At 69.7% G+C, this 25,206-nt stretch carries 19 protein-coding genes; 11 read left to right on the top strand and 8 right to left on the bottom strand.

The genetic code is table 11. The annotated features are described in order from the left end of the window. Positions 1-54 precede the first annotated feature (54 nt). Entirely contained in the window at positions 55-1,149 is a 1,095-nt protein-coding gene (locus tag ABIC30_RS04180; protein WP_354454157.1) for an aldo/keto reductase, read from the bottom strand. Positions 1,150-1,244: 95 nt separating this feature from the next. Here ABIC30_RS04180 and ABIC30_RS04175 point away from each other — a divergent pair, with 95 nt between their 5' ends. Then, the gene (locus tag ABIC30_RS04175; protein WP_354454155.1) at positions 1,245-2,156 is read left to right on the top strand and encodes a LysR family transcriptional regulator; all 912 of its coding nucleotides are present in this window, start codon (positions 1,245-1,247) and stop codon (positions 2,154-2,156) included. A gap of 53 nt (positions 2,157-2,209) precedes the next feature. Here ABIC30_RS04175 and ABIC30_RS04170 read toward each other — a convergent pair whose 3' ends face one another. Further along, positions 2,210-3,088: an SDR family oxidoreductase gene (locus ABIC30_RS04170; protein WP_354454153.1), complete on the bottom strand. Its 879-nt coding sequence runs from the start codon at positions 3,086-3,088 to the stop codon at positions 2,210-2,212. A 122-nt stretch (positions 3,089-3,210) separates the two neighbouring features. Here ABIC30_RS04170 and ABIC30_RS04165 point away from each other — a divergent pair, with 122 nt between their 5' ends. Next, complete coding sequence (locus ABIC30_RS04165) at positions 3,211-4,101, top strand: LysR family transcriptional regulator (RefSeq protein WP_020091604.1); 891 nt, start codon at positions 3,211-3,213, stop codon at positions 4,099-4,101. Between the two features lie 54 nt (positions 4,102-4,155). Here ABIC30_RS04165 and ABIC30_RS04160 read toward each other — a convergent pair whose 3' ends face one another. Further along, complete coding sequence (locus ABIC30_RS04160) at positions 4,156-5,109, bottom strand: LysR substrate-binding domain-containing protein (RefSeq protein ID WP_020091603.1); 954 nt, start codon at positions 5,107-5,109, stop codon at positions 4,156-4,158. Between the two features lie 108 nt (positions 5,110-5,217). Between ABIC30_RS04160 and dsdA the strand changes: the two genes are divergently transcribed. Further along, positions 5,218-6,507, top strand: a complete 1,290-nt coding sequence (gene dsdA / locus ABIC30_RS04155; protein ID WP_020091602.1) for a D-serine ammonia-lyase — start codon at positions 5,218-5,220, stop codon at positions 6,505-6,507. A 115-nt stretch (positions 6,508-6,622) separates the two neighbouring features. Here dsdA and ABIC30_RS04150 read toward each other — a convergent pair whose 3' ends face one another. The 3 genes from ABIC30_RS04150 to ABIC30_RS04140 form a co-directional block, all read right to left on the bottom strand. Then, the gene (locus ABIC30_RS04150) at positions 6,623-6,874 is read right to left on the bottom strand and encodes a PilZ domain-containing protein (RefSeq protein ID WP_020091601.1); all 252 of its coding nucleotides are present in this window, start codon (positions 6,872-6,874) and stop codon (positions 6,623-6,625) included. Positions 6,875-6,991: 117 nt separating this feature from the next. Further along, positions 6,992-7,297, bottom strand: a complete 306-nt coding sequence (locus tag ABIC30_RS04145; protein WP_020091600.1) for a hypothetical protein — start codon at positions 7,295-7,297, stop codon at positions 6,992-6,994. Positions 7,298-7,588: 291 nt separating this feature from the next. Further along, on the bottom strand, positions 7,589-7,876 hold the full coding sequence (locus tag ABIC30_RS04140; protein ID WP_020091599.1) for a hypothetical protein: 288 nt from the start codon (positions 7,874-7,876) through the stop codon (positions 7,589-7,591). Positions 7,877-8,466: 590 nt separating this feature from the next. Between ABIC30_RS04140 and ABIC30_RS04135 the strand changes: the two genes are divergently transcribed. From ABIC30_RS04135 to ABIC30_RS04120, 4 genes are read left to right on the top strand one after another with little or no spacing between them, the layout of a single operon-like run. After that, positions 8,467-11,733 carry an efflux RND transporter permease subunit gene (locus tag ABIC30_RS04135; RefSeq protein WP_020091598.1) on the top strand — a complete coding sequence of 1,089 codons (3,267 nt, stop codon included), beginning with the start codon at positions 8,467-8,469 and terminating at the stop codon, positions 11,731-11,733. Then, positions 11,733-13,118: an efflux RND transporter periplasmic adaptor subunit gene (locus ABIC30_RS04130; RefSeq protein ID WP_020091597.1), complete on the top strand. Its 1,386-nt coding sequence runs from the start codon at positions 11,733-11,735 to the stop codon at positions 13,116-13,118. The genes ABIC30_RS04135 and ABIC30_RS04130 overlap by 1 nt, the downstream gene beginning before the upstream one ends. Before the next feature lie 5 nt (positions 13,119-13,123). Then, positions 13,124-13,975 (top strand): response regulator transcription factor, encoded by an 852-nt coding sequence (locus ABIC30_RS04125; protein WP_307188506.1) that lies wholly within the window; start codon positions 13,124-13,126, stop codon positions 13,973-13,975. Then, entirely contained in the window at positions 13,962-15,347 is a 1,386-nt protein-coding gene (locus tag ABIC30_RS04120; protein ID WP_020091595.1) for a sensor histidine kinase, read from the top strand. Before ABIC30_RS04125 ends, ABIC30_RS04120 begins: the two co-directional genes overlap by 14 nt. Positions 15,348-15,425: 78 nt before the next feature. Here ABIC30_RS04120 and ABIC30_RS04115 read toward each other — a convergent pair whose 3' ends face one another. Together ABIC30_RS04115 and ABIC30_RS04110 are read right to left on the bottom strand one after the other, a co-directional pair. Then, complete coding sequence (locus tag ABIC30_RS04115) at positions 15,426-15,719, bottom strand: hypothetical protein (protein ID WP_354454147.1); 294 nt, start codon at positions 15,717-15,719, stop codon at positions 15,426-15,428. 562 nt (positions 15,720-16,281) lie between these two features. Further along, positions 16,282-17,880 (bottom strand): porin, encoded by a 1,599-nt coding sequence (locus ABIC30_RS04110; RefSeq protein WP_165923069.1) that lies wholly within the window; start codon positions 17,878-17,880, stop codon positions 16,282-16,284. A gap of 750 nt (positions 17,881-18,630) precedes the next feature. Here ABIC30_RS04110 and ABIC30_RS04105 point away from each other — a divergent pair. The 4 genes from ABIC30_RS04105 to ABIC30_RS04090 all read left to right on the top strand — a co-directional run bounded on the left by ABIC30_RS04105 (position 18,631) and on the right by ABIC30_RS04090 (position 25,198). Continuing rightward, positions 18,631-20,403 (top strand): ethylbenzene dehydrogenase-related protein, encoded by a 1,773-nt coding sequence (locus ABIC30_RS04105; RefSeq protein ID WP_354454145.1) that lies wholly within the window; start codon positions 18,631-18,633, stop codon positions 20,401-20,403. 14 nt (positions 20,404-20,417) lie between these two features. After that, positions 20,418-21,455 carry a 2Fe-2S iron-sulfur cluster-binding protein gene (locus tag ABIC30_RS04100; protein WP_331327730.1) on the top strand — a complete coding sequence of 346 codons (1,038 nt, stop codon included), beginning with the start codon at positions 20,418-20,420 and terminating at the stop codon, positions 21,453-21,455. 75 nt (positions 21,456-21,530) lie between these two features. Then, positions 21,531-22,340 carry a PstS family phosphate ABC transporter substrate-binding protein gene (locus tag ABIC30_RS04095; RefSeq protein ID WP_354454143.1) on the top strand — a complete coding sequence of 270 codons (810 nt, stop codon included), beginning with the start codon at positions 21,531-21,533 and terminating at the stop codon, positions 22,338-22,340. Beyond that, positions 22,337-25,198, top strand: coding sequence for a putative bifunctional diguanylate cyclase/phosphodiesterase (locus ABIC30_RS04090; RefSeq protein WP_354454141.1), 2,862 nt, complete (start codon positions 22,337-22,339; stop codon positions 25,196-25,198). Before ABIC30_RS04095 ends, ABIC30_RS04090 begins: the two co-directional genes overlap by 4 nt. The last annotated feature ends 8 nt before the right edge of the window (positions 25,199-25,206 follow it).

Genomic DNA, 25,206 nt, shown 5'->3' with positions numbered 1-25,206 from the left:
GGGAATCACCGGCAAGCCCGGTCTCGATCCCCCGAGCCGACCCCGGACGTGGGCCTACCACGCCTCGACCCGTTCACCGCCGAAGATGCGCGAAGTCGGCAGCTCGAAGATGAAGTAGGGATTGAGCTGCGGCGGAGCCCCGGCCTCATCCAGGCGGGACTGCTGCTCGGGCGTCAGGACGACCTCGAGGGCGCCGATGTTCTGCGCCCGCTGCTCCGGGCGGCTCGCCCCGACCAGGACCGAGGCGACGCCGGGGCGCCGCGCGACCCAGGCCAGCGCCACCTGCGCCATCGGTCGGCCGACGTCCGCGGCGACCGCCCGCAGCACGTCCACCACCGCGAAGTTCGCCTCGGTGAACAGCATGCCGCCGAAGGGGTTGTCGCCGTTGAGCCGGCCGTCGCTGCCGCCCTCGGCCGCGTCGCCGGCCCGGTCCGGGAGCGAGCCTGCCGGACCGGCCTGAGCGAGCTTCTCGCGCCCGTACTTGCCGGTCAGCAGGCCGGCCGCCAGTGGGCTCCAGGGCACCAGCCCGAGCCCGAGGGCGCGGCCCGCGGGCAGCACGTCGAGTTCCACGCCCCGGTCGAGCAGCGAGTAGGCGTATTGCAGGCCGATGGGTTCCGGGAGGCCGTGGGCACGGGCCAGCGCGGCGATCTGCGCGGCGTACCAGGCGGGCGCGTTCGAGAATCCGTAATACAGGATGTCGCCGCGCGCGACGGCGTCGGTCAGCGCTCGGAGGACTTCCTCCGGCGGCGTGGTCCGGTCCCAGACATGGGTCCAGTACAGGTCGATCCAGCCGGTCCTGAGACGGCGCAGGGAGCTCTCGAGACCGGAGCGGATGTTCCGCGCGCTGTTGCCTCCGGCGAGCGGCGTGCCCTGCGCGCGCGGGAAGCCCGACTTCGTCGCGACGACCAGGCGGTCGCGCAGACCGCGCGCCGCGATCAGGTCGCCGAGCATCGTCTCGCTCGCGCCGCCCGCGTAGACGTCGGCCGTATCGAGGAAGTTGCCGCCCGCTTCGACGTAACGGTCGAAGATGGCCGCCGAGACCGTCGCGTCGCTGCCCCAGCGGGCGGCGCCGAAGGTCATGGTCCCGAGCGCAAGGGGGCTCACGGCCAGACCCGAGCGTCCCAGGGTTCGATAGTGCCTCAGATCCATCGCCGCACCTCACTGTTGAGGACTGGGACGTAGTCCGGCGTCGGGATCGGGATTAGCCGTGGTATTCCGCATGCGTCTGTGAGCAGAGTTCAGGAATGCGGCGCGGCACCCTCGACGATCTGGCGGCTTTCGCGGCGGTGGCGCGCCATCGCAGTTTCACGCGGGCGGCCGCGGAGATGGGGCTGTCGCCCTCCGCGCTCAGCCACACGATGCGGGCTCTGGAGGCGCGTCACGGCGTGCGCCTGCTGGCCCGCACCACCCGCAGCGTCGCGCTTACTCCAGCCGGCGAGCGGCTGCTGCGGTCGGTCGGCCCCGCGCTCGAGGACGTCGCGCGCGGGCTCGACGCGCTGGCCGAGTGGCGCGGCGCGCCGTCGGGGCGGCTGCGGCTGACGACCTTCGCGTACGCCGCGCGAGCGATCCTCGAGCCCAGACTGCCCGCCTTCCTGATCGATTACCCGGCCGTCTCGGTTGAGGTGATCGTGGACGACCCCCTGACCGACATCGTTGCCGCCGGCTTCGACGCCGGGATCCGCTTCGGCGAGACGGTCGAGCGCGACTTGGTGGCGGTCCGGGTCGGACCCGACCTGCGCACGGTGGTCGTCGCGACCCCGGACTACTTTGCCCGCCACCCGCGCCCGGAGAGCCCGGCTGACCTGGAAGCGCATCGCTGCGTGAACTACCGGCTCGTCGGCGGCGGCGGGTTGCTGCCCTGGGAGCTCGCCCGCGACGGCCGCGAGATCCGGGTGCGCGCGGCCGGCCAGCTCGTCGTGAACGATGGCCGGCTCGCGGCCGCCGCGATCCGGGCCGGTGCCGGGCTCGGCTACATGCTGGAGGACGAGGCGGCCGACGACCTGGCCACGGGCCGTCTCGTCCAGGCGCTGGACGCGTGGTGTCCGTCGTTTCCCGGCTGCCACCTCTACTACCCCGACCGGCAGGTCACGCCCGCCCTGCGCAGCCTGATCGACGCGCTGCGGTGGCGGGAGGCGTCGCCGCCTCCCGGCCCGTGAGACCGTGCCCGCGTGACAGTGCCCGTGAGACCGTACCCGCGGGGCCTCCCCGCTCAGGCGCCCCGCCAGTCGCGGGCGACCTCACCCGCGAAGTCGCGGTAGCTGCGCGGCTTGCGGCCGAGGAGCCTCGCGAAGTCAGCAACCTCGGCCTCGGCCGCCACGGCGCCGTCCTCCTGGTAGCGGCGCATCATCACCCGCAGGTCATAGGCGAGCCAGGCGGGAGCGAAGCTCCGGAGCCGCTGCTCCAGCGCGTCGAGATCGTCTCCTCCGTAGCGGACCGCGCGCCCGAGGGCCTCGGACCAGATCTCCGCCAGGGCGTCGCCCGTCAGGGCGTCCGGCCCGACGACGTCGTAGATCTCGGCCGGAAGACGGTCGGCCGCGCGCTCGCGGCGCAGCAGCGCGTTGGCCGCCGCCTCGGCGATATCGCGCACGTCGACCATCGAGACGCCGGCCTGCCCGAGGGGCACGGCATACAGGCCGGCCCCGAGAAGCGGCTCCTTCTGGGCGAGGTCGTTCTGCATGAAGTAGGAGGGCCGCAGCACCGTGGCGGGCAGGTCGAGGGCCGCGATCATCCGCTCGACGGCGTGCTTGCCGCTGAAGTGCGGGGCATCGACGAAGGCCTCGCTCTTGAAGACCGAGAGATAGACGATGCCGCGCACGCCCGCGTCGCGGGCGAGGCTGAGCGTCGTGATCGCCTGGGTCAGCTCGTCCGGCGCGTTGGCGACGAGCAGGAACAGGGTGTCGACCCCGACCAGCGCCGCGCGCATCGCGTCGATGTCGGCGGGATCGCCGCGGGCGGCCTCGACGCCGGAGGGGAATCGCGCCTTCTCGGGCGAGCGGGTCAGAGCGCGCACGGCGGCCCCCGCGGCGACGAGATGATCGATGACGGCGGAGCCGATGCGGCCCGTGGAACCGGTGACGAGGATGGTCATAGCGGATCTCCTGGATGCGGGGCGGCCCCGAGCGGGCCGCCGATGATCCGAAGATGCGCCGTTCCTTTTCTGAGCCATAGTCGGCAAGATCGGGACTGGGTGTCCCGGATCTGGAACAGCACATGGACCTCGCGGCGCTCGCCGACTTCAATCTCGTCGCCGGCCACGGCGGCTTCGGCCGCGCCGCCCGGGCGAGCGGGCGGCCGAAGGCGACGCTGTCGCGGCGCGTCGCCGAGCTCGAGGCGAGCCTCGGGACGCGGCTGATCGAGCGGGGCGAGCGCAGCCTGCGCCTGACAGAGGCGGGGGCGCTCCTCCACGCCCGGACGGGGCCGCTGCTCAGCGAGATCGCGGAGGCCGGCGCCGTCGTCGGTGGCGGCCTCGACCGACCCCGTGGGCGGCTCCGGGTGAGTGCGCCGCTGCTCCTGTCCGACACGCAGCTCGGCCGCGTCGCCGCGGACTTCGCCCGCGCCTATCCCGAGGTCGAGCTGGAGATCTCCGCCGAGGACCGGTTCGTCGACCCGATCGAGGAGGGTTTCGACGTGATCATCCGGGTCAATCCGAAGCCGGACGAGCGCCTCGTCGGGCGCTGTGTCCTGCGGGACGAGCTCTGGCTGGTGGCGCCGCCCGAGGTCCCGCGTCCCGAACAGTCGGCCGGGACCGACGCGGCGACCGTGCCGGCGGCGGTGCGCTGGACGCCGCGTCAGGACGAGACGTGGCAGGTCCATGACGGCCGGACGCGCCGGACCTACGCGCCCGTGCCGGTCCTGCGCCTGTCCTCGCTGCCGATGCTGCGCGACGCCGTGGTGGCGGGCGCCGGCGCGGCGCTGCTCCCGCGCTCGCTTGTCGGGGGCGACGTGGCGGCCGGACGCCTCGCCTGCTGGGGCTGGCTGGAGGGGCCGCCGACGGAGCTGTGGGCGCTCCACACGTCCCGGCGCTTGGTCAGTCCCAAGGTGAACGCCTTCGTCGCCCATCTGGCAGCCGCGCTGTCGACGGATCGACCCGCCCGGCGGTAGATCGAGCGTTCGAACCGAGGGGCGCCGAGCGCGGCGCGCGCGCGGGACGGTGCCCTATCCGCATTCTGCCGCACCGCCCCGACGCGGCGCCTCGGGCGAGCCCGGCGGACCCGCCATCGTCCGGCCGAGCCAGTCCACGAAGGCCGCCGCCGGCCCTGCGGGTGGCAGGGCACGCACGAGAACGAAGTACCGGAGCCCGTTCATGAGGGCCGCGTCGCAGGCGGGCACGAGGCGCCCGTCGGCGCGATAGGGCGCGACGATCAGCGATCGCCCCAGGGCGATGCCCGAGCCGCCGAGCGAGGCGCGCAGCGCCAGTTGCGCGAGGTTGAAGTAGAGATTCTGGACGCGGCCGCCCCAGGGCGCCCCATGGACGCCTATCCAGCGATCCCACTCCTCCGAGACGCTCGCGGCCGCCTCCCACGGCGTCGCGTCGTGGAGCAGCACGACGGCCCCGCCGGGATCCGCCGCATCCCGGTAGGCCGGGGCGCAGACCGGGTAGACCGGCTCGGGATGGTCGAAGACGACCGTCGCACTGGGAGGCGGCGCCGGGCCGTAGCGGATCGCGACGTCGATACCGGACTGCGCCATGCGTCCCGGATCCAGGTCGTGGGTCTCCCCGAAGACGGCGACGTCGATGTCGGGATGCGTGTCGCTGAAGGCTTTCAGCCTTGGCGCGAGCCATTCCGAGGCCAGGGAGGGGACGCAACTGATCCGCAGCGTCGCCCGGCCCTCGCGCCGTTCCCCCCGGAGCAGGGCCTCGCCCATCCCGTCGAAGCCGCTCCGCGCCGCGGCGAACAGGTGGTGACCCGCGGCAGTCAGCCGGATCTCGCGGGTGCCCCGCTCGAGCAGCGGGTAACCGAGGCGCCGCTCCAGCCGCTGGATCCGCTGCGTGACCGCGCTCTGCGTGACGGCGAGGCGGTCGCCCGCACGGGCGAAGCCGCCCGCCTCGACCAGGACGCGGAAGAAGAACAGGTCGCCGGCCAGGCGCGCGTCGAGCCTGACGGGCATGCCCGATCATAAGCGGGCCTAATAGACCGCACCAGAGAATATAATTGGCCGCATGAGCGCCGCTCGCGCAGGGTCGGCGCGGACAAACCGGGCAGGATCGGGAGCGCCATGGCAGCCGTCGACGGGATGCAGACTCAACCGCCGTGCGACCGGATCCCGGAGGCGGTCAGGCGCGCCAGCCCCACGGTCTGGATGAACCCGGCGCTGGACGCCACCGCGTCCGTCCTGCCCGGACTCGCGACCGGCCGTGCCGACGTGGACGCGGCCGTGGCGCGCTGGCAGCGGTTCGCGCCGCTCTTGGCGCGCCTCTTCCCCGAAGAGGGCGCCGGCCGGATCGACTCGCCGCTCGTCCCGCTGGAAGAGCGCCTGTCCCGTGACGTCCTGGACGGCGCCGACGGGCGCGTGCTGGTGAAGGCCGACCACGCGCTGCCGGTGACCGGCTGCATCAAGGCGCGCGGCGGCGTCTACGAGGTCCTGGCCTATGCCGAGGACCTGGCCGCGCGGGCCGGGCTGCTCACCGAGGGGCGATCCTACGCGGCCTTCGCCGACCCGGAATTCCGCGCCCTGTTCGCCCGCCACGTGATCGCGGTCGGCAGCACCGGCAATCTCGGCTTCAGCGTCGGCCTGATGGGGCGCTCGCTCGGCTTCGCGGTCGAGGTCCACATGTCCCACGACGCCAAGGCGTGGAAGAAGCAGCGCCTGCGCGAACTCGGCGCCCGCGTCGTCGAGCATCGCGGCGATTACGGGGCGGCGGTCGCGGCGGCCCGCGGCGCGTTCGCCGGCCGCGCGGACGCCCATTTCGTCGACGACGAGGATTCCGTCGACCTGTTTCTCGGCTACGCGGCCGCGGCCCTCGACCTTCAGCGCCAGCTCGCGGAGTCCGGGATCGCGGTGGGCCCGGCGCAACCCCTGTTCGTCTATCTGCCCTGCGGCGTGGGCGGCGCGCCGGGCGGCGTCGCCTTCGGCCTGAAGCTCTTGTTCGGTGACGCCGTGCACCCGGTCTTCGTCGAGCCGGTCGCGTCCCCGTGCATGCTGGTCCAGCTCGCGGCCGGTCTCGAGCGCACGGTCAGCGTCTACGATGTCGGCCTCGACAACCGCACCGCGGCGGACGGGTTGGCCTGCGCCTCCGCGTCGATGCTGGTGGCCCGGACGCTCGAGAAGCTGGTGGCCGCCGTGGTCACGGTGCCCGACGACGCGCTGTACCGCTGGCTCAGGGTGATGTGGACCGAGGCGGGCCTGCGCCTGGAGCCCTCGGCGGCGGCGGGCTTCGCGGCGGCCGGGCGCTTCGCCGCCACGCTGCCCGCGGCGGTCGGCGCCGCGGCCACCCACGTGATCTGGACGACCGGCGGCGCGCACCTCCCGGCCGAGGAATTCGAGGCGGCCCTCGCCCGCGGTTGAGGCGCGCTGGACGTCGGATCAAAAACCGAGACCGCGCGGCCGCGGCTCCTGGATCGTGCCCGATCGCCAGGCGATCCGCGGCCGATTCAAAGTGAGGGCCAGACCCGGCCGTCGCTCACTCCATCAGGTCGGTCAGGGCCCCGATCTCGTCGGCATTCTTCCAGACCGTCTCGCAGCCGATCACCGTGTCGGTGGCGTCGATCGTAAGCGTGAACGCGGGGGGCACCCGCTCGGTCCCGACGAGCCGGAGGCGAACACCCCACCGCGACATGTCGTGCACCACGCAGGGGATGGCGGGATGGCCGGCCACCGAGATGCATCCGCTCAGGTTGACGGAGACGCGTCGGGCGTTGCGCTGGTTGTCCATAAGTACTCCGCGCTAGAGCGCCGGAGGATAAGCGGCGACCGATCAAGGGCCGGTTTACGAACTGAACTCAATTGCGCCTAAAATTCGCGTCGAGGTGGCTAATACCGAAGTCTCGACCTACCGATTGGGAAGCCACCGGGAGACGAAGGTCAGCGGACGCGACGTGCCGGCCCGGCCGTCGGCATCCGCACGCGCGTCCTCGTCCGGCAGCAGCGACCCGATCAGGCGGAGCAGCTTCTCCCGCTCCTCCCCGGTGAACAGCACGAGGAAGGAACCGAGATCCAGTTGGACCTCCGGCGCGTCATCGCCCGGGGAGTGAGAGACGTAGGGCTGTCCGGTCTGGAGGTCGCGCATCAGGGCCCAGCGGTCGCCGCCGACGCCGACATGGAATTCGCGCGCTATCCGTGGGCCCTGTTCAATCATTGCTCATCCCGCACGCCGTCAACGTGCAATTTTCAACGGGATAGAGCGCGCAAACGCCTTGCGATATAACCTGGCTCAAGAATTCACAGGTATCGTCGACTGCAGCCCCACCGGCGCGAGCCGCCGGTGACGGGATGTCGGCGCGGTCTCGGGCTGGAGGTTGGTGCACTTGCGGCGCAGGATCGCGGACGATCCGACGCCGGACTGACATGCCCCATCTCCGCGCGGCAAAGGGCGCGTTTTCGGACCGAGAAGGGCGAGCGCTCCGCTCTCGCCCGGTCGGCGCCGGCCCTAGCGATACGCGTGGGGGCGTGAGCGCTCGAAGGCGGCCGCGCAGGCCGTGTCGAAGAGCTTGCAGGGCGGCGGGGCGTCGCCCGGTTCGACGAGCATCGGCTGTCCGCGGATGTCTCCGGTGGCGTGAGCCTGCGAGTACCGTGACCGCGGGTCGAAGTAAGGATCCGAAGTGTAACTGCTCATGAAGGCGCCTCCTGCCGGCATCTCGCTCTCGGACAGCGCCACGCCGGTCTGCAGCGACAGTGAGAGCACCGAGACCAAGATCAGCAGACATCGTCTGGTCATAGGCCTGCTCCTCCTTGAGCGCACGAGATCGGCAGCGCGGAAGCCGCGCTCCGGATGTCCTGGATGTGTCCGACGAGACCGCCGCGGGCGTCAGCGGCCGGTCTCTGCGAGCAGGCCCGCCACAACGCGTGCGCGCTTCGGAACAGCCGCCCGACGGGATCACAGCGTGGCCGCGACGCACTGCCTTCAGCGACGTTGGCGAGTCAGCCCATCTCGACATTCGGAAGATGGCGCAAGCCGAGCACGCACTGCAATAAAATAGGCTTTTCAGCAGTGAAAACGAAATTGATTTGAGAAATTTTCTTTAGAATTCGATGCGCGCCCGTCCGGCCGCGGCCTGGGTCGGAGACAGTTCAAGCATCGGTTTCGCGACGCACTTTAGAGATCCGCTGCCGCTTTAAGTTTCTTAAACGCGCTTTATTTTGTCGTGCCGAATTCATTCGAAGAGTGTCTTTGCCAGGACTATAGCTTCGGCGTGCCGGGCATTCGCCCTGCCTTCTCTTCGCACACGAGGCTTGATCGGCTCCCAGTTCACGCGGGCATCCCGCGGGAATGGGAGCCGGGTCACGGCGGGACACCCGACTGATCACATGGAACTCGTCCGGTTCGCTCTGAAATTTCGCAAGAGCTTCTATGTTCTTGCCGTCCTCATGTTCCTCGCGGGGCTCGGCTCGATCACCGTCGCGCCGAAGGACGTGCTGCCCGCCGTCGATATCCCGGTGGTGGTGGTGGTGTGGACCTATAACGGTCTCGACGCGACCGACATGGTCCAGCGCATCACGAACTACAGCGAGTTCTCGCTGTCGAGCAACGTGAACAACATCCGCCGAATCGAGTCGACGTCGATCCAGGGCACGGTGACCGAGCGGATCTACTTCGATTCCGCGGTCAGCATCGATCTGGCGATGACCCAGGTCGACTCGGCGATGAACGCGATCCGCTCGCGCATGCCGCCGGGCGTGCAGCCTCCCGTCATCATGCGCTTCTCCGCCTCGTCGGTGCCCGTCATTCAGATGGCGCTGTCGTCCTCGAAGCTGCCGCTCACCAAGGTCTTCGACTACGCGCAGTACCGGACCCGTCGCCGGCTCGCCGAGGTGCCGGGCTCGACCCTGCCCTCGCCCTACGGCGGCGCGCCGCGTCAGGTCATGGTCGATCTCGACCCCGGCAAGCTGCGCGCGATCGGCATGACGCCGCTCGATGTCCTGAACGCGGTCCTCAAGCAGAACCTCGTCGTGCCCTCGGGCCTCGCGAAGATCGGGACGCAGCAATACACGGTGCGGCTGAACTCGAGCCCGCAGCTGGTCGATCAGCTCAACCGCATTCCGATCAAGGTCGAGAACAACCAGCCGGTCCTGCTGCGCGACGTCGCCCATGTCCGGGACGGCTCGCCCCCGCAGATCAACATCGTCCGCGCCGACGGCCACCACTCCGTCCTGTTGCAGGTCCTCAAGAACGGCGCGGCCTCGACCCTGGACGTCGTGAACGCCGTCAAGGCCGCCCTGCCGGACATCCACGCGGCCGCGCCGAAGGGCATGACCATCACGCCGCTGTTCGATCAGTCAGTCTTCGTCTCGGACGCCATCTCCGACGTGGTGCGCGAGGCGGTGATCGCTGCGGGGCTCACCGGTCTCGCCATCCTGCTGTTCCTCGGCTCCTGGCGCTCGACCATCGTGGTGCTGGTCTCCATCCCGCTCTGCATCCTGACCTCCCTGTCGATCCTGGTTGCTCTGGGCCAGACCGTCAACGTGATGACCCTGGGCGGCCTCGCCTTGGCCGTCGGCATCCTCGTGGACGACGCGACGGTCGCGATCGAGAACACCTACCGGATGTTCGAGGAAGGCTTCTCCTTCCGGCGCTCGGTGGTCGAGGGCGTGGCCGGCATCGCCAAGCCGGCCCTGATCTCCACGCTGGCGATCTGCTCGGCCTTCTCGGCGGTCTTCTTCCTCACGGACGCGCCCCGCTACCTCTTCGTCCCGCAGGCCGAGGCGGTGGTCTTCGCGATGCTGACCTCCTACCTCCTGTCGCGGACGCTGGTGGCGATCCTCATCGACGTCCTGGTCGCCCCGGAATACGCCCGGCATCACGGCCCGGCCGCCGAGGTCGATGGGGCGTCACCACCCCGCCGCCGCTCCGTCCTCAGCCGGATTCTCCGTGCGCCGACACGGCCCCTCGCTTGGCTGCTTCAATATCCGCTGCGCGGCGCCCTCGCCTTCCGCAACGCGTTCGAGCGCGGGTTCGCGCGCTTCCACGCGGGCTATGTCGGCCTCCTGTCCGCGGTGCTCGGGCACCCGGCCCGCGCGCTGTCCGGCGCGCTCGCCGTCGTCGCGGTGACAGCCGCGATCTTCCCCTTCGTCGGTCAGGACTACTTCCCGCAGATCGAATCCAGCCAGATGACCCTGCATATCCGCACCCGGCCGGGCGAGCGGATCGAGCAGGCGGAGAAGACCTTCGCGCAGGTCGAGGACGTCGTCCGGCAGGTCGTCCCGAAGGACGAGCTCGGGCTCATCCTGGACAATATCGGCCTCCCCGCCTCGAACTACAACTTCGCCTTCATGGATGCGTCGTTCGTCGCCTACAATGACGGGCAGATGCTCATCAACCTGAAGGGTGAGCATAAGCCGATCTCCTTCTACGAGAAGCGGCTGCGCCAGGTCCTGCACCAGGCCTTCCCCGACGACACCTTCTACTTCCAGCCGTCCGACATCATCACGCAGATCCTGAATTTCGGGACCGTCGCGCAGATCGACGTGCAGGTCTCCGGGCGGCACGATGCCGAGGACCTCGCCGTGGCGCAGGACCTCGTCCGCCGCATCGCGGCGGTCCGCGGCGCCGTCGACGTCCACCTGCACCAGATCGTCGACGCCCCGCAGATGTACGTGAACGTCGACCGCAGGCTGGCCTCCGAGATGGGCGTCAGCGAGCAGTCCATCGCGCAGAACCTGAACGTCTCGCTCTCCGGCTCCTTCCAGGTCAGCCCGAACTTCTGGGCCGATCCCAAGTCCGGCATGCCGTATCAGCTCTGGGTCCAGACGCCGGAGTGGCGCAACGCCGACATCACGCAGCTGATGAACACGCCGGTCTCGGTGCACACGGACGCGGGTGACAGGCCCGGCATCCCGATCCTGCTGTCGAACATCGCCACGATGCAGCGGCAGCCTGAGCAGACCGTGATCAACCACGTCAACCAGCAGCCGACCTTCGACATCCTCGCCAACGTCCAGAACGCGGATCTCGGCAGTGTCCGAAACGCCGTGGACCGGATCGTCGCCGAGGAGCAGGTCAAGCTCCCGGCCCCGGACAAGATCCTCGTCCGCGGCCAGATCGAGAGCATGGAGAGCGCCTTCTCGCGCATCGAGCTCGGGCTCGGGATCGCGCTGGTGGCGGTCTACCTGCTGCTCGTCCTGAACTACCAGACGTGGGTCGACCCCTTCGTGGTCATCGCCGCCCTGCCGCTGGCCTTCTGCGGCATCGTGATGAGCCTGTTCATCACCAGCACGGCGTTCTCGATCCCCGCCCTGTTCGGCGCGATCATGTCGGTCGGCGTGGCGAGCGCGAACTCGATCCTGCTCGTCACATTCGCCAAAGAGCACCGCGAGGCCACCGGCTGCTCTGCCCGCGAGGCCGCCCTGATGGCCGGCCATACCCGCCTCCGGCCGGTGCTCATGACCGCCTCCGCGATGTTCCTGGGCCTGATCCCGATGGCGATCGGGTCCGGCGAAGGCGCCGAGCAGAACGCCGCCCTTGCCCGCGCGGTGATGGGCGGGATCGGGATGGGCACCGTCTCGACCCTGCTCTTCGTCCCCCTTCTCTACACCCTGCTCCGCCGCAACCCGATCAAGCCCCTCGAGGATTATTGATGACCCGTTTCAACGACGCCCCCGGGAGCGGCGCCGAGGCTGCCGCGCGGGCGCACCAGCACGCGGTCGAGATCGACCCGCTGCGGCAGGACGGGGCCGGCGAGGCCCTCGTCCACGCGGTGCCGCCGCCGCCGCGCAAGCGCCCGTTCCTCGTGGCGTTCCTCGCGCTCGGCAGCGCCCTCGGGCTCGGCGCCTGGCACCATTGGGAAACCTACCAGGCCTCCCTGGAGACCCAGGCCGAGGCCGTGAACTTCGTTCCGACGGTCCGCACCGGGCCGGCGCAGGTGGATGACGGGCCCATGACGCTGACCCTGCCGGGCCAGACCGAGGCCTTCGACCATGCCGACATCTTCGCCCGCGCCACCGGCTACATCGCCGAGCGCCGGGTCGACATCGGGTCGCGGGTCAAGAAGGGCGACCTGCTGGTCCGGATCGCCGCGCCCGACCTCGACCAGCAGGCCCGGCAGGCCGAGGCCCAACTCGGCCAGTTCAAGGCGCAGCTCGCCGTCGCGCAGGCGGATGTGGAGCAGGCCAAGGCCAGCGTGACGCTCGCGAACGTGACCGACGCCCGCACCGCGACCCTGGCCGGACAAGGCTGGGCCTCGAAGCAGAACGCCGACCAGACCCGCGCGGGGATGCTGACCGCCACCGCGACCCTCGCCGCCGCGCAGGCGAAGGTGAAGGTCGCGGAAGCCAACATCACCGCCCAGCAGGCGACCGTCGACCGGCTCCGCACGCTGACCACCTTCGAGAACGTCGTCGCGCCGTTCGACGGCATCGTGACCGCCCGCAAGGTCGATGTCGGCGACCTCGTCCACGGCGATGCCGGCTCCGGGACGCCGCTCTTCACGGTCGACAGCACCGATGTCCTGCGCGTCGCGGTGCAGGTGCCGCAATCGGCCGCCGTGGGCATCCGCGACGGGGTGAAGGCGCGCGTCCAGGTCGCGCAGATCCCGGACCGGACCTTCGACGGCACGGTCTCGCGCAGCTCGGTGGCTCTCCAATCCTCGGTGCGGACGCTGGACACGGAGGTCGACGTCGCCAATCCCGACGGAATCCTGCGGCCGGGCCTCTACGTCGCCGTCACTTTCGCGGTGCCGCGCACGCATCCGCGGGTGATCGTGCCGTCCGAGGCGCTCATCTTCGACGCGGAGGGGACGCGCGTGGCCGTGGTCGGGGCGGACGACACCGTCCGGCTCCGGCCGATCACGATCGCGCGCGATCTCGGCACGCGCCTCGAGCTGCGCAGCGGCCTCGACAGCGGCGAGACCGTCGTCCTCAACCCGCCCGCCGGCCTTCAGGACGGCAGCCGCGTCGTCCCCCGCGGCTCCGTCGCCTCTCAGGTCCCGACAGCCAAGCTCTCCGAGCAGGCGAGCGCGGAGTGAGGCGCATGGTCCAGATCCCTCGCTCCCTTGTAAGCTTCGCCGGCGGGATGACGCAGGTCGGCCGCCGCGACCGAACCGCATTTGACTCCGGCTCCGAAGAGGATAATTCCACCTCTCCCTCCGAGCCGCAGGAGACCAGACAGGGCCGGCGAATACAAAATAAGAAGGAAAAACGAATGGCCAGCGTATTGGTAGTCGAGGACGACCGGCGGGTCGCCGCGGAGATCGGTTCGGCCCTCGCGGAATACGGATTTCAGGTCGACGAAGCCCCCAGTGGCAGCATCGGACTACGCAAGGCCCTGGACGGTAACTTTGACGTGATCGTGCTCGACCGGATGCTCCCGGAGATCGACGGCCTGTCGCTGCTGACCGAGCTGCGCGCCGCGAAGGTCTCGACGCCAGTCCTGATCCTCAGCGCCCTGTCGGCCGTCAACGAGCGTGTCGACGGGCTGCGCGCCGGCGGAGACGACTACTTGGCCAAGCCATTCGAGTTCATCGAGCTGACCGCCCGCGTCGACGCGCTGGCGCGGCGCAAGATGGCCGCGGAGGCGGTGAACGAACTCGTCGTCGGCGACCTGCGCCTCGACCTGATCGAGCGCGTCCTCCACTGCGGGAACCGGGAAATTGAGCTCCTGCCCAAGGAATTCGCGATCATCGAGTTCCTGATGCAGAACGCCGGCACGCTGGTGAGCCGGAAGATGATCTTCGAATCCGTCTGGGGCTACAGCTTCAATCACCAGTCCAGCGTCATTGACGTCCACATCGGCAAGATCCGCAAGAAGCTCGATCCCGACGGGCTGAACCCGCGGATCCACACGGTGCGCAACACGGGCTTCATCCTCCGTGCGCCTTCTTGAGGTCCGGCGCACCAGCGGATTCCGCGTCGCGTGCCTGTTCTTCGCGACCTTCGGGACCGCCTCGCTGGCGCTCTCGGGCTTCCTCTACGTCGACACGCGCAGCTACGGCCGCAAGGCCGCGTTCGAGTGGGTCGAGTGGGAATCGAAGCACCTCCTGAACCTGTCGCCGCGCGCGCTGCGCGAGCGGATCGACGCGTCCGAGGATTTCGCCGAGGGCGGCCGCCCGCTCGTCCTGTTCGGGCCCGACCACGTTCGCCGGGCCGGCGCGCCGATCGCCTTCCCCGACAGGGCGCCGATCGGGAAGCCGTTCATCCTGGCGCAGCCGCTGGATCACCGCAGCCGCACGCTCTTCAGCCAGCTCACCGAGCTTCCGAGCGGCGAGTACGTGCTGGTCAGCCGCTCGGCCCAGGATCTCCAGTCCCTCGAGAAGGCGCTGGTCGAGACCTTTGTCTGGGGCATGGCCGCCACCATCGTGATCGGCCTGATCGGTGCCGTCGTGTTCGGCGCCGGCTCGCTGCGGCAGAACGATGCGATCACCAAGGCGGTCGAGCGCATCATGCGCGGCGACCTGAGCGAGCGCCTGCCGACGCGCGGCGTCTCGGCCGACCTCGCTCACCTCACGCGCGTCGTGAACGACATGCTCGACCAGCTCGAGCGGCTGATGCTGGAGATCAAGGGCGTCAACGAGAACATCGCCCACGACCTGCGCACCCCGCTGACCCGGGTGGTCGGCACGCTGGAGCGGTCGCTGCGCAAGGCCGACAGCGTCGCGGCCTTCCGCGCCTTCAACGAGGACGTCCTGGCCGAGGTCAAGAGCATCGTCGTCCGGTTCTCGGCCCTGCTGCGCATCTCCGAGATGGAGGACCGCCTGCGCCGATCTGGCTTCACCCAGGTCGATCTCGGCCGGCTGCTCGAGGATGCGGTGGAGTACTACGAGCCCCTGGCGATCGAGCGCGACATCCGACTTCTCTGGGACCGGCCGGACGGCCCGTGCGCGATCGAGGGCGACCGCAGCCTGATCTTCGAGGCGGTGAGCAACCTGATCGACAACGCCCTGAAGTTCACGCCGGCCGGCGGGCAGGTGACGGTCGCGCTGCTCCGGAATCCGACGGGGATCCAGGTCACCGATACGGGCTGCGGCATCCCCGCGGAGGAGCTGAGCGCCGTGCGCGCCCGGTACCGCCGCGGTGCGCTGAAGACCGACAAGAGCGGCTTCGGGATCGGCCTGAGCCTCGTCGATTCCATCGCGCGGCTGCACAGCGCCACCTTCGACATCGCCTCCGACGGGAGCGGCTGCCGCGTGACCCTCAGCTGGACCCACAGCGTCGCGGGCCACCCGTCGATCGACCTCCTGCCGGCCGCATCCCTCTGACGCCGTCGTCACGCCGTCGCGCCCGGCCGGTCCCGCATCGCGGGGCGTGCCGGGCGCGGGGCCGTACCGGGTGGGCGCTCAGTAGGACGGCTGGTCGCGGCGGCGCTCGCGGCTGTTGAGATGGCTCCACTGGCGATTGGCCGGGACGGTCTCGACCGCGCTGGGCCGCTGGATCGCGGCGCTGTAGCCGGTCGCACCTTCCCACATGCCGCCCGCCTTGTCGTTGCCCTCGGAGGCGGACCACGCGTCGAGGCCGCTGCCGTTGGTCCGGACGATGAGGCTGGGATCGATGGTTGCGCCACCGTCCTGAGCGAGAGCAGGTCCCGCGATCAGCATCGCGCCCATCGAGCAGGCGAGGACGATGTTCTTCATGATGATCTCCCGTTACACAAGCTGTCGCTCACCGGCGACGTGGTAGTAAGATGCTGCAATACCCATTTAAACTCTATATTTTATTGCGGAATAATTCTTTCGCTCTTTGGACGGGCTTCAATCTTGAAACGATTTTTGAATTTCTCGTGTTGGCTGCCCTCAGGTCCGCCACATCCCGGTCACCGGGATCGGGGCTTGTGTCGCCCAGGCCTGACGGACAATCCTGCCCGGCTTGCGCCGGCAGCGAGCACGAAAAAGCCGACCGGTTGCCCGGTCGGCGAAGTCGTATGGGTCTGAAGCTCTGGGTCAGACCGGCCCTGCCCTGGTACCCGGGCCAGCCGCTCTGAAACCATAGCATCCGCTCGGTCGGCGGCGAAGCAAGCCGCTGAAGAGCTGACTCTCTTGTAGATGATTTTGCGTCGATCGCAAGCAAAAGATCTTTTATTTGTTGAATATGGCCCAATTTACGAGATAACTTACTTGGCGTTCCAAATAGAGAAGCCCGGCCTTGCGGCCGGGCTCGAGACTGGACGTTGCGCCCGCGAAGGCGCGTCGGATCGGTTCAGAAATCCCGCTGCACGCGGAACCGGAATTGGGCCGCATCCTGTGAATTGACGTAGCGCAGCGCGTTCTTCGAGATGTCCGGCGTGACGCCGCTGTTGAGCGCCGTGCGGATGTACTCGCCCTCGACGCCGATATCGAGATCCTTCACGGGGGTCCAGATCAGGCTGGCGCCGGTGATCATCTGGTTGTTGCCCCGCAGGATGGGACTCGTGGCGAAGGCCAGGGCATTCGACGCACTGGCGCCGGCCGGGGCGAAGCCGAAGCCGAGGAGGCCCAGCGCGTTGCGCCCCTTGGAGTTGTAGTCGATCTGCGCGTAGCTGCCGAAGAAGGCCGAGCGCCAGGCAGGCGACCAGTAATGGAGCAGGGAGGCGACAGCGGAGAACGAGGTCGACAGTTCGAGGCGGCCGGTCGCGGGATTGAGCACCGCGTCGGCGTAGTATTGCGCGAACGAGCCGCCGCCGACCGGCGCCGCGCCGAGGGCGTCGTACGGCGCCGTGTAGTTGGAGATGCCCGTATAGGCGATGGCACCCTGCCCGTAGGCGCCCTGGAGGTAGAGCGTGTCGCCCGTCGCGATGAACGGCAGGTTGACCTTCAGGCCACCCTGGACCGCCCAGCCGTAGGCGTTCGAGGCGCGTCCCGTCGGCGAGATGCCCAGGCCGGTCGTGGCGGTGGTGATGCCCGCGACCGTGCTGCCGGCGTCGCCGGCATTGATCTCGTGGACGGCGGCCGAGAGCTGCGCCGAGCCCCAGGCCTGGTCGATGCGGGCCGCGCCGACGAAGTCCGGCATGCGGCTCTTCTGGGTGACGTCGACGAAGGCGACATTGCCGGGACCGACGACGATCGGCGCCAGCCAGGTCGAGGGGGTGAACGGGTTGAAGGCGTTGCTGTAGCCCGCGAAGCCGCCACCGGCCGTGAAGGCCCCGACGGCCGAGCCGGTGCCGAAGATCGGGAAGCGCCGGTAGGTCGGATCTTCCATCGAGGCGGTCAGCGTGATGCCGTTCCCGAGGATCGCCGAGTAGGCGAGCAGGTTCGTGCTGAACGTATCCGAGCCGGCCGTGCCGCCGATCAGCTCGAAGTCGTGCGCGTAGAAGTCGAAGAAGGAAGACGCGCGGCCCGCGGTGAGCCCGGCGAACTGAATGAAGGCCTTATCGGCGTTGACGTAGGTCTGCGTGCGGCCGAAGGCGTCGGCGCCGAGGCCCGCGATGGCCAAGCTCTCGCGCTGCCGGGATCCCGAGGTCAGGAACGGGCCGCTGCGGTTGGCGACATCGATGCGCAGGAAGGCGCGCAGGGTTCCGTAATCGGTCTGGGTCCGCGAATCGAGGTTCAGACGCATCAGGCCGAGATAGCCGGTGAGGTCGCCGCCGCCGCCCGTGCGAACCTTGCTGGTCTGATACAGGAAGTCATACCGCGCCCGTCCGGACAGACGAATGCAGGTATCGGTCCCGGGAATGTAGAAGAAGCCGGCGCCGTAGGCGTTGCAAACGCGTACGAACTCGACCGGCGCAGCCTTGAACGTCGGGAGATCGGCGGCGTACGCACCGCCGATCGGGATCATCAGGGCCGAGGAGCCCAGTAACAGCGCCTTGATTCTGGTCATCATATCCCCGCATCCGACGCCGTGGTCGTGCCACTGCCAGCGTCAACCCAATGATCCGCGTTCACGCACGTGTACGGGTCCCGACACGGTGCGACGTCGCAGTATTTTTTGAGAATTGGCCGCTCTATCGCTCGGCAGCTTGACCGTATCCGTCAAGATTTGATTTTACAAATAAATTGCGATTGCGTTTTTCAACCGGAATTGACTTCCTTAAATTTGTTTTTGTATCTGAATTGATCACGGAAACGGGAGTGCGCGGGCGAGGCGAGCTGCGGATCGCGGCCGCGTCGGCTCAGCGAGGCTGGTTGATGGCGCGGTCCATCGCGTGGACTCCGCCGACCGAGACCTTGAGTTCTGCGCCGTGGATGTCGCTAGCAGCGATGAAGAGGCATCTGCCGCCCTATCAGGCCTGCTCCCCGAGATCCGGCGACGATCCCGTGCCGTCGCTAGGAGACCCTGTCTGCGCGCAATCCTGACTGAGCGCTCTGTCGTGACAGGTGGCTGAGGTGCCGCTCTGAGGCCGTACCCTGTCGGCCGCGTCCGCCTCTCGTCGACGCGCGACCCGAACCAGTTTGCGCCGCGGCGGGGCGGAGCCGCCTTCCCGGCTGACCGACCGAGCCGAGACCGCCGTTAAGCATATCGATCAAGAGTTATAGATTGCAAAGCTCGGCTATATCCCGCGGCCGGCATCATGATTTACAAAGTTCTAACGTAGCGCGTCCAATTTGCGGCGACGGTGCGGAGGATCGAATGTCGGAACCGCTGACCCTCGCGCCGCATCCGCCCGGCGGAGCCGAGACCGCCCCCGGGTGGCGTAGTACAGCCGCCGCGCAGGTCGACCGGCATCCGCGCTCCGATGTCGGGACCATCGTGATCCACTGGGTGGTCGCCATCGCCATGGCGGCGAGCCTGCTCACGGGCCTGCGCATCTCGGCCGACGCACCCGTGGCGCGGACCGCCAAGTTCCTGGCGCCCCTGCTTCCGCAAGGTGAAGTCTGGACCGTCCACTTCGTGGCCGGCCTGACCCTGTTCTTCGGAATCACCGCCTATCTGGTCTACCTCGTGCGCGGGCGTCTCACGGATCGCAACGGCCTGTCGCGGCTCCGCGCCCTCCGTGTCAGCGGGCGAAGCAAGGCCGCCCGGAAGGCACGGTGGGGCGGCATCAACGTCGCGCTGCACTGGCTGATCTACGCCGTCACGCTCGTCCTGACGGGTACCGGGGTCGCGCTCTACCTCGGCTATGGCGGCTGGGTGGTCTGGCTGCACGCCACCTGCGCGCTGGTCGCCCTGGCCTACATCGCGGTCCATACCCTCGCGCACTTCATGTACGGCGGCCTGTGGCAGCTCCTTCGGTTGTTCCGCCCGGCGGCCCTGGCGGACGGTGCGGCGCGGCGGCGACGCCCACTTCTGGCCGCCGCCATCATCGGCCTCCCCGTCGTCGGCGGCCTCGCCTTCGCGGATGTGAGAGGCCGCTCCACGCTGGTGATCGACAAGGTGTCGGCCGGGCCCGACCTGTCGAAGCTCCTCGACGACCCGGTCTGGCGCACCGCGCGCCCGGTCTCGGTCCGGACGATGCAGGGGGCCAATTTCGGCGGGACCGGTGAGACCACCGTCGAGATCCGCGCCGTGCGCGACGCGACGAACGTGTATTTCGCCTTCCGCTGGTGGGACCCGTCGCGCTCGCTCAAGCGCGTCCCGATGATCAAGAAGGCGGACGGCTGGCACCTCCTCGACGCGGACGCGGCGCGCGCGGACGTGACCGCCTACTACGAGGACAAGCTGGCGGTGATCTTCTCGCGATCCGACGCGTTCGGCAGCGGCGGGTCGACCCATCTCGGCGCCCGGCCGCTGCCCGACGCCCCCGCCCCGCTCAACGGCCGCGGCTACCACTACACCACCGACGGCAGCTACATCGACATGTGGCAGTGGAAGGCGGCCCGTGGCGGCATGCTCGGCGTCGTCGAGGACATGCATATCGGTCCGCCCACCGACCCCACCGCCGCCGAGCGGGCCGTGAAGGGCCGCTACCAGGCCGGCTACTGGGGCGATCCCGGCACCAGCGCGTACCGCTACAACTTCAAGTTCGAGGGTCCGGGCGGCTACGCGGGGGCGGTCGAGCCGCTGCGGCTTCCCAAGGACTGGCAGGCGACGGTGGCCAAGCTCGGTACCGTGGATCTGGACTTCGATGCCAGCACGTCGCCGGGCTCGGCGTGGTGGATGGTCGAGAAGACCGAGACGGTGCCGTACTCGGCGGCCGCCGACGCGGAGATCCCGGTCGGCACCGTGATGCCGGGCGTGCTCATGACCGACGGCTATACGGGGGATCGCGCCGGGATCTCGGCGGCCGCCGACTGGGCCGACGACCACTGGACCCTCGTCGCCGCGCGCAAGATCGCGACCGGCAGCAAGTACGACGTCGATTTCCTGCCGGGAAACACCTTCTACCTGTATGTCTCGGCCTTCGATCACACGCAGACGCGGCACACGCGGCACATGCGGCCGGTCGAAGTCCTTCTGCGCTGAGCCGGGAGCGCGCCGTGGCCGAACGCGTCACCCTCGTCATCAACGGAAGGCGGGTCAGCGCCAGCGCCGGCCAGACCCTGCTCGACGCGGGTCTGGCGGCCGGCCAGGCGATCCCGCACGACTGCGCCACTGGGCAGTGCGACACCTGCCGCGTCCGGATCCATGCGGGCGCGGTCGACGATGCGGGGACGCGCATCGGCGAGACCGTGCAGGCCTGCCGGGCTCGCCTGACCACCGACGCGGTCATCGAATTCGACGAGGTTCCGGAAACCGTCCGGCGGGCCGGCACCGTGGACCGCGTCGTCGATCTCACCGCCGAGATCGTCGAGGTGACGGTCGCGCTGCGCAAGCGGCTGACCTACCTGCCCGGCCAGTATGTCCGGGTCTCCTTCGCCGGGCTGCCCGCGCGGGACTACAGCCCGACCCTGCGCGCGGACGGATCGGGCGAACTGAACGAGTTGATCTTCCAGATCCGCCGCCAGCCCGACGGCGCGGTCTCGCCGTTGCTCGGCGGCAGGATCGGACCGGGAACCGCCGTGAAGGTCGAGGGCCCGTTCGGGACCGCCTTCCACCGGCTCGGGCGCGGCCGTCTCGTGATCGTCTCATCGGGCGTCGGCTGGGCGCCCGCCTGGGCGGTCGCCCGCGCGAGCCGGATGCGTGAGCCGGAGCGCGACCTGCTCGTCGTGGCCGGCGCGCGGCACCCGCAGAATCTCTACATGCGCCCGGCGCTCGACTGGCTGCGCGCGCGGGGGGCGACGACGGTCCTGACCTGCAGCGGCGGCAACCCGCCTCCGGATGCCCGGCCCGGGCGGCCGACGCTCCACATGCCGATGCTCACGCGCGACGACACCGTCCTCGCGGCGGGCGCCCCCGAGATGGTCGCGGCTGTCCAGTTCCTCGCCGCGGCGACCGGGGCGACCTGCTACGCCGATCCCTTCTACGCGGCCGCGCGCGGCGCGGACGGGAGGCCGCCGTCCGACACGAACTTCCTTCAGCGCTTCCTCCAGCGCGTCGCGGGTCATCGGACCGCAAAAACGGAGCCTGTCGCCTAGCAGATCGTCAACCACACCTTCGGTGTACGGTATCCGGTGACCTCGGGTTAAGCACTCGAGGCGCATTCTCGGGTTATGGCACTGTTATTCACGTCTCTTCGGCGCATCATCGCGGGTGGAATCATCCTCCTGGCCCTGCCGGCGGCCGCGCGCGCGGACGACCTCGCGGTCGTCGGCACGGGCGACGGGATCGAGATGCTCCAGGCCGTGGCGGCCGCCTACAATGCCGAGCGCGGCGACGCGCGCGTGTCGGTGCCGCCAAGCATCGGTTCCGGCGGCGCCGTCGCGGCCGTGGGCGGCGAGCGCCAGAGGCTCGGACGGGTCGCGCGCCCGCTGACCGAGGCCGAGAAGGCCCAGGGACTCGTGGAGGTGCCGCTCGCCCGCATCCCCTCGGCGATCTTTGTCCATCAGGGCGTTGGCGTCACCAACCTGACCAGCGCGCAGACCGCCGCGATCTTCGCCGGCACGGTCGACAATTGGAGCGCCCTCGGCGGCCCCGATCTGAAGATCCGCGTCGTCCGGCGCGAGGACACGGACAGCACGCTCACGGTCCTGCGGGCCACCATGCCGGGCTGGCGCGACCTCGTCCTGACCAGCCGCTCGAAGACGGCGACCACGACCCAGGACGCGATCGCCACGGTGCGGGAGACGCCCGGCGCGATCGGCTTCGGACCGTACTCGCCGGCGCTCGCAGGCGATCTCGCGGTCCTGACGATCGACGGCCGGGCCCCGCGCGATCCGGCCTATCCGAGCGCCGTGACCCTCGCGCTGATCTACAAGGCCGCCACGCGCGACGCCGCGGCGTCGGCGTTCCTCGCCTTCGCGACCTCCGACCGCGCGGGACAGGTCATGGCGGAGCGGGGCGGCGCCCCGCTCAGGCCGTGACGGGCACCGTCTTCTCGCGTTCCCTGCGCGCGCGCCTCGTCGGCGCCACGCTCTCGACGGCCGCGATCGCGCTGGCGGCCCTGGTTTTCCTGGTGGTTCTGCGCTCCGGGCAGACGCTCCGCGAGCAGGCGCAGGAGGTGTCGACCTGGTCCGAGGCCCAGCTCTCCGACCGACTGCTCAGCGACGCCAAGCTCGCCGCCGCCCGGCTCCAGATGCAGCGCGAGGACGTCGAGCGGCGCTTCGCCACCATGGCCAAGCGCTGGGACGTCGCCAAGGCGGTGTTCTCCGGCAACACGGTGGCGGCCTCGGAGCTGCTCCGGCCTGCTCTGGCCCTCGCCGACCTCGACGGAGCCATCGCCTTCGACCTCAATCTCCGCGCGCTGACCGCCGACCGCGTCGAGGCGGACCTCCTCGCCGCCAACGCGGCGTTCCGGACGTCGCCCGTCGCGGCGTCCCTGCGGGCCGTGCTCGCCCGCAACGATCGGGAGCACGCGGAGGGATTCGCGCTGTCGCTGCGCTGGGACGACGCGCTCGCGCGGGCGCTCGCCGCCACCGAGAGCGGCACGGTCGCCGACATCTTCGGCGAGCCGCTGTTCGACGATTTCGGCGAGGTGATCGGCGGCCTCGTCGGGTACCGGGTCCTGCGCGCGCACGAGCCGACCCTGACGGCCTTCGCGTCCCTGAGCAACCGCGACGTCCTGATCCTCGCCGACCAGAACCTCCTCTCCTCGGCGGGCTCGGAGGTCTCCAACGCCCAGCTCGGACCCGCGTCGGGCGCTGAGCTGCACGCCGTGCTCGGCGCCGAGAAGGTCGCGCGCTGCATCCCGCAGCCGCCCGACATACGCCTCTGCGTTGCGGCGCCGCTGCGGGAGTTGCAGCAACTCACCGGCAAGGTCGTGGGCATCGGCGAGGAGAGCTCGCGCGCGCTGCTGCGGACGCTCAGCGTCGTCGCCGGTCTCACGCTGTGCCTCGTCGCCGTCGTCATGCTCTTCCTGTCGAGTCGGATCACCCGTCCCCTGGTGCGCATCACCCAGACCGTCTCCGAGGTCGCGCGCGGCAACTGGCACGTCAGCGTGCCCGATATCGACCGTGCCGACGAGGTCGGCGATATCGCGCGGGCCGTCGTCGTGCTCGAGCATTCCCTCTCGGAGCGCGATCAGCTGCGCGACGACGTGTTCCGGCAGAACACGGTCCTGACGGAGCGCGAGCGGCAGCTGCAGGAGCAGAACGAGCGCTTCGACGCCGCCCTGAACAACATGTCCCAGGGCCTGTGCATGTTCGGCGTCCACGGCCGGCTCAAGGTCTACAATTCCCAGTTCTGCCGGATCTACGGGATCGCTCCGGGCGTGCTGGATCTCGACCCGACACAGGATGAGGTTCACCGGCTCGCTGGTCTCACGGACTGGTCGGCCGCGGAGAGCGGGCCGATCCGCCGGACCCTCACCCGGACGCTGGCCGACGGCCGCTGCATCGAGATCACGGTCGAGCCGATGGCCGATGGCGGCTGGGTGGAGACCCACGAGGACGTCACCGCGAGCGTCACCGCGCAGGCGCGGATCGCGCATCTCGCGACCCACGACGCGCTGACCGGCCTCTCGAATCGAGCGCTCCTGGCCGACCGTCTGGCCGCCGCCTTCGCGGACCATGCGGTCGGCGGCCGGGCGGTGACCGTCATCTGTCTCGACCTCGACGACTTCAAGGGCATCAACGACACCCTCGGACATCCGGCCGGCGACGAGCTCCTCCGACAGGTCGGCCGCCGCCTCACCGGACTGTGCCCGTCCGGCGGCACGGTGGCGCGCCTCGGCGGCGACGAGTTCGCGATGGTCCTCTTCGAGGCAGACCTGCCGGACGGCGTCCTCGCCCTGGCGGAGCAGATCCTGATCCAGCTCAGGCGGCCATTCTTCCTCGCCGGCCAGTTCGTGTCCGTCGACGGGAGTCTCGGTATCGCCGTCTCCGGCACGGAGGATGCCGACGGCGACGATCTCCTGCGCCGCGCCGACGTCGCCCTCTACGCCGCGAAGGCCGACGGCGGTCGGCGCGTCCGCGTCTTCGAGCAGGAGATGGAGGAGCGTCAGAACCAGCGGCGCTGGCTGGAACGCGAGCTGCGGCTGGCGATCGGCACCGCGCAGATCGAGCTGCACTATCAGCCGCTGTTCGACCTGGCGACGAACGCGGTGACGAGCTTCGAGGCCCTCGCGCGGTGGCACCACCCGGAAAGCGGGATGATCTCGCCCGGCGAGTTCATCCCGGTCGCCGAGGCGACGGGGCTGATCGACGCCCTCGGCGCCTACGTGCTCGAACGGGCCTGCGCCGATGCCATGACGTGGCCCGGCTCCCTGCGGGTCGCCGTCAACATCTCGCCGATCCAGTTCCGCGAAGGCAATCTCGACCGTTTCGTCGAGGAGGTCCTGCTGAAGACCGAGCTGCCGAGCCACCGTCTCGAGCTGGAGATCACCGAGTCGGTGATCCTGAGCCAGGATCAGGCGAGCTTCGAGATGCTGAGCCGCCTGCGCTCCTTAGGCGTGCGGTTCTCGATGGACGATTTCGGGACCGGTTACTCGTCTCTCTCCTCCCTGAACACCTTCCGATTCGACAAGATCAAGCTGGACCAGTCCTTCGTCCGGAACCTCCTGGAGAAGGACGAGGCGGCAGCGATCGTCCACGTCGTCGCTGAACTCGGCCGCAGCCTGAAGATCACGACGACGGCCGAGGGCGTCGAGACCCCGGAGCAGCTGGCCCGGCTGCGGGCGAGCGGGTTCTCGGAGGTCCAGGGCTACCTGCTGAGCAGGCCGATCCCGGCCGCTGGCGTAGCGGCCTTCATCAACGCGCAGGAGCATATCCACGTCGCGGCCTGACCGACCCC

This window comes from Methylobacterium sp. 1030 (assembly GCF_040544715.1).
Lineage (GTDB): Bacteria > Pseudomonadota > Alphaproteobacteria > Rhizobiales > Beijerinckiaceae > Methylobacterium.
This window is presented reverse-complemented; position numbering and strand designations above follow the sequence as displayed.

What these genes read in the sequence shown, in the direction of transcription:
- ABIC30_RS04180 (WP_354454157.1), bottom strand. Translation starts at nt 1,149, where the DNA reads ATGGATCTGAGGCACTATCGAACCCTGGGACGCTCGGGTCTGGCCGTG.
- ABIC30_RS04175 (WP_354454155.1), top strand. Translation starts at nt 1,245, where the DNA reads ATGCGGCGCGGCACCCTCGACGATCTGGCGGCTTTCGCGGCGGTGGCG.
- ABIC30_RS04170 (WP_354454153.1), bottom strand. Translation starts at nt 3,088, where the DNA reads ATGACCATCCTCGTCACCGGTTCCACGGGCCGCATCGGCTCCGCCGTC.
- ABIC30_RS04165 (WP_020091604.1), top strand. Translation starts at nt 3,211, where the DNA reads ATGGACCTCGCGGCGCTCGCCGACTTCAATCTCGTCGCCGGCCACGGC.
- ABIC30_RS04160 (WP_020091603.1), bottom strand. Translation starts at nt 5,109, where the DNA reads ATGCCCGTCAGGCTCGACGCGCGCCTGGCCGGCGACCTGTTCTTCTTC.
- dsdA (WP_020091602.1), top strand. Translation starts at nt 5,218, where the DNA reads ATGGCAGCCGTCGACGGGATGCAGACTCAACCGCCGTGCGACCGGATC.
- ABIC30_RS04150 (WP_020091601.1), bottom strand. Translation starts at nt 6,874, where the DNA reads ATGGACAACCAGCGCAACGCCCGACGCGTCTCCGTCAACCTGAGCGGA.
- ABIC30_RS04145 (WP_020091600.1), bottom strand. Translation starts at nt 7,297, where the DNA reads ATGATTGAACAGGGCCCACGGATAGCGCGCGAATTCCATGTCGGCGTC.
- ABIC30_RS04140 (WP_020091599.1), bottom strand. Translation starts at nt 7,876, where the DNA reads ATGACCAGACGATGTCTGCTGATCTTGGTCTCGGTGCTCTCACTGTCG.
- ABIC30_RS04135 (WP_020091598.1), top strand. Translation starts at nt 8,467, where the DNA reads ATGGAACTCGTCCGGTTCGCTCTGAAATTTCGCAAGAGCTTCTATGTT.
- ABIC30_RS04130 (WP_020091597.1), top strand. Translation starts at nt 11,733, where the DNA reads ATGACCCGTTTCAACGACGCCCCCGGGAGCGGCGCCGAGGCTGCCGCG.
- ABIC30_RS04125 (WP_307188506.1), top strand. Translation starts at nt 13,124, where the DNA reads ATGGTCCAGATCCCTCGCTCCCTTGTAAGCTTCGCCGGCGGGATGACG.
- ABIC30_RS04115 (WP_354454147.1), bottom strand. Translation starts at nt 15,719, where the DNA reads ATGAAGAACATCGTCCTCGCCTGCTCGATGGGCGCGATGCTGATCGCG.
- ABIC30_RS04110 (WP_165923069.1), bottom strand. Translation starts at nt 17,880, where the DNA reads ATGACCAGAATCAAGGCGCTGTTACTGGGCTCCTCGGCCCTGATGATC.
- ABIC30_RS04105 (WP_354454145.1), top strand. Translation starts at nt 18,631, where the DNA reads ATGTCGGAACCGCTGACCCTCGCGCCGCATCCGCCCGGCGGAGCCGAG.
- ABIC30_RS04095 (WP_354454143.1), top strand. Translation starts at nt 21,531, where the DNA reads ATGGCACTGTTATTCACGTCTCTTCGGCGCATCATCGCGGGTGGAATC.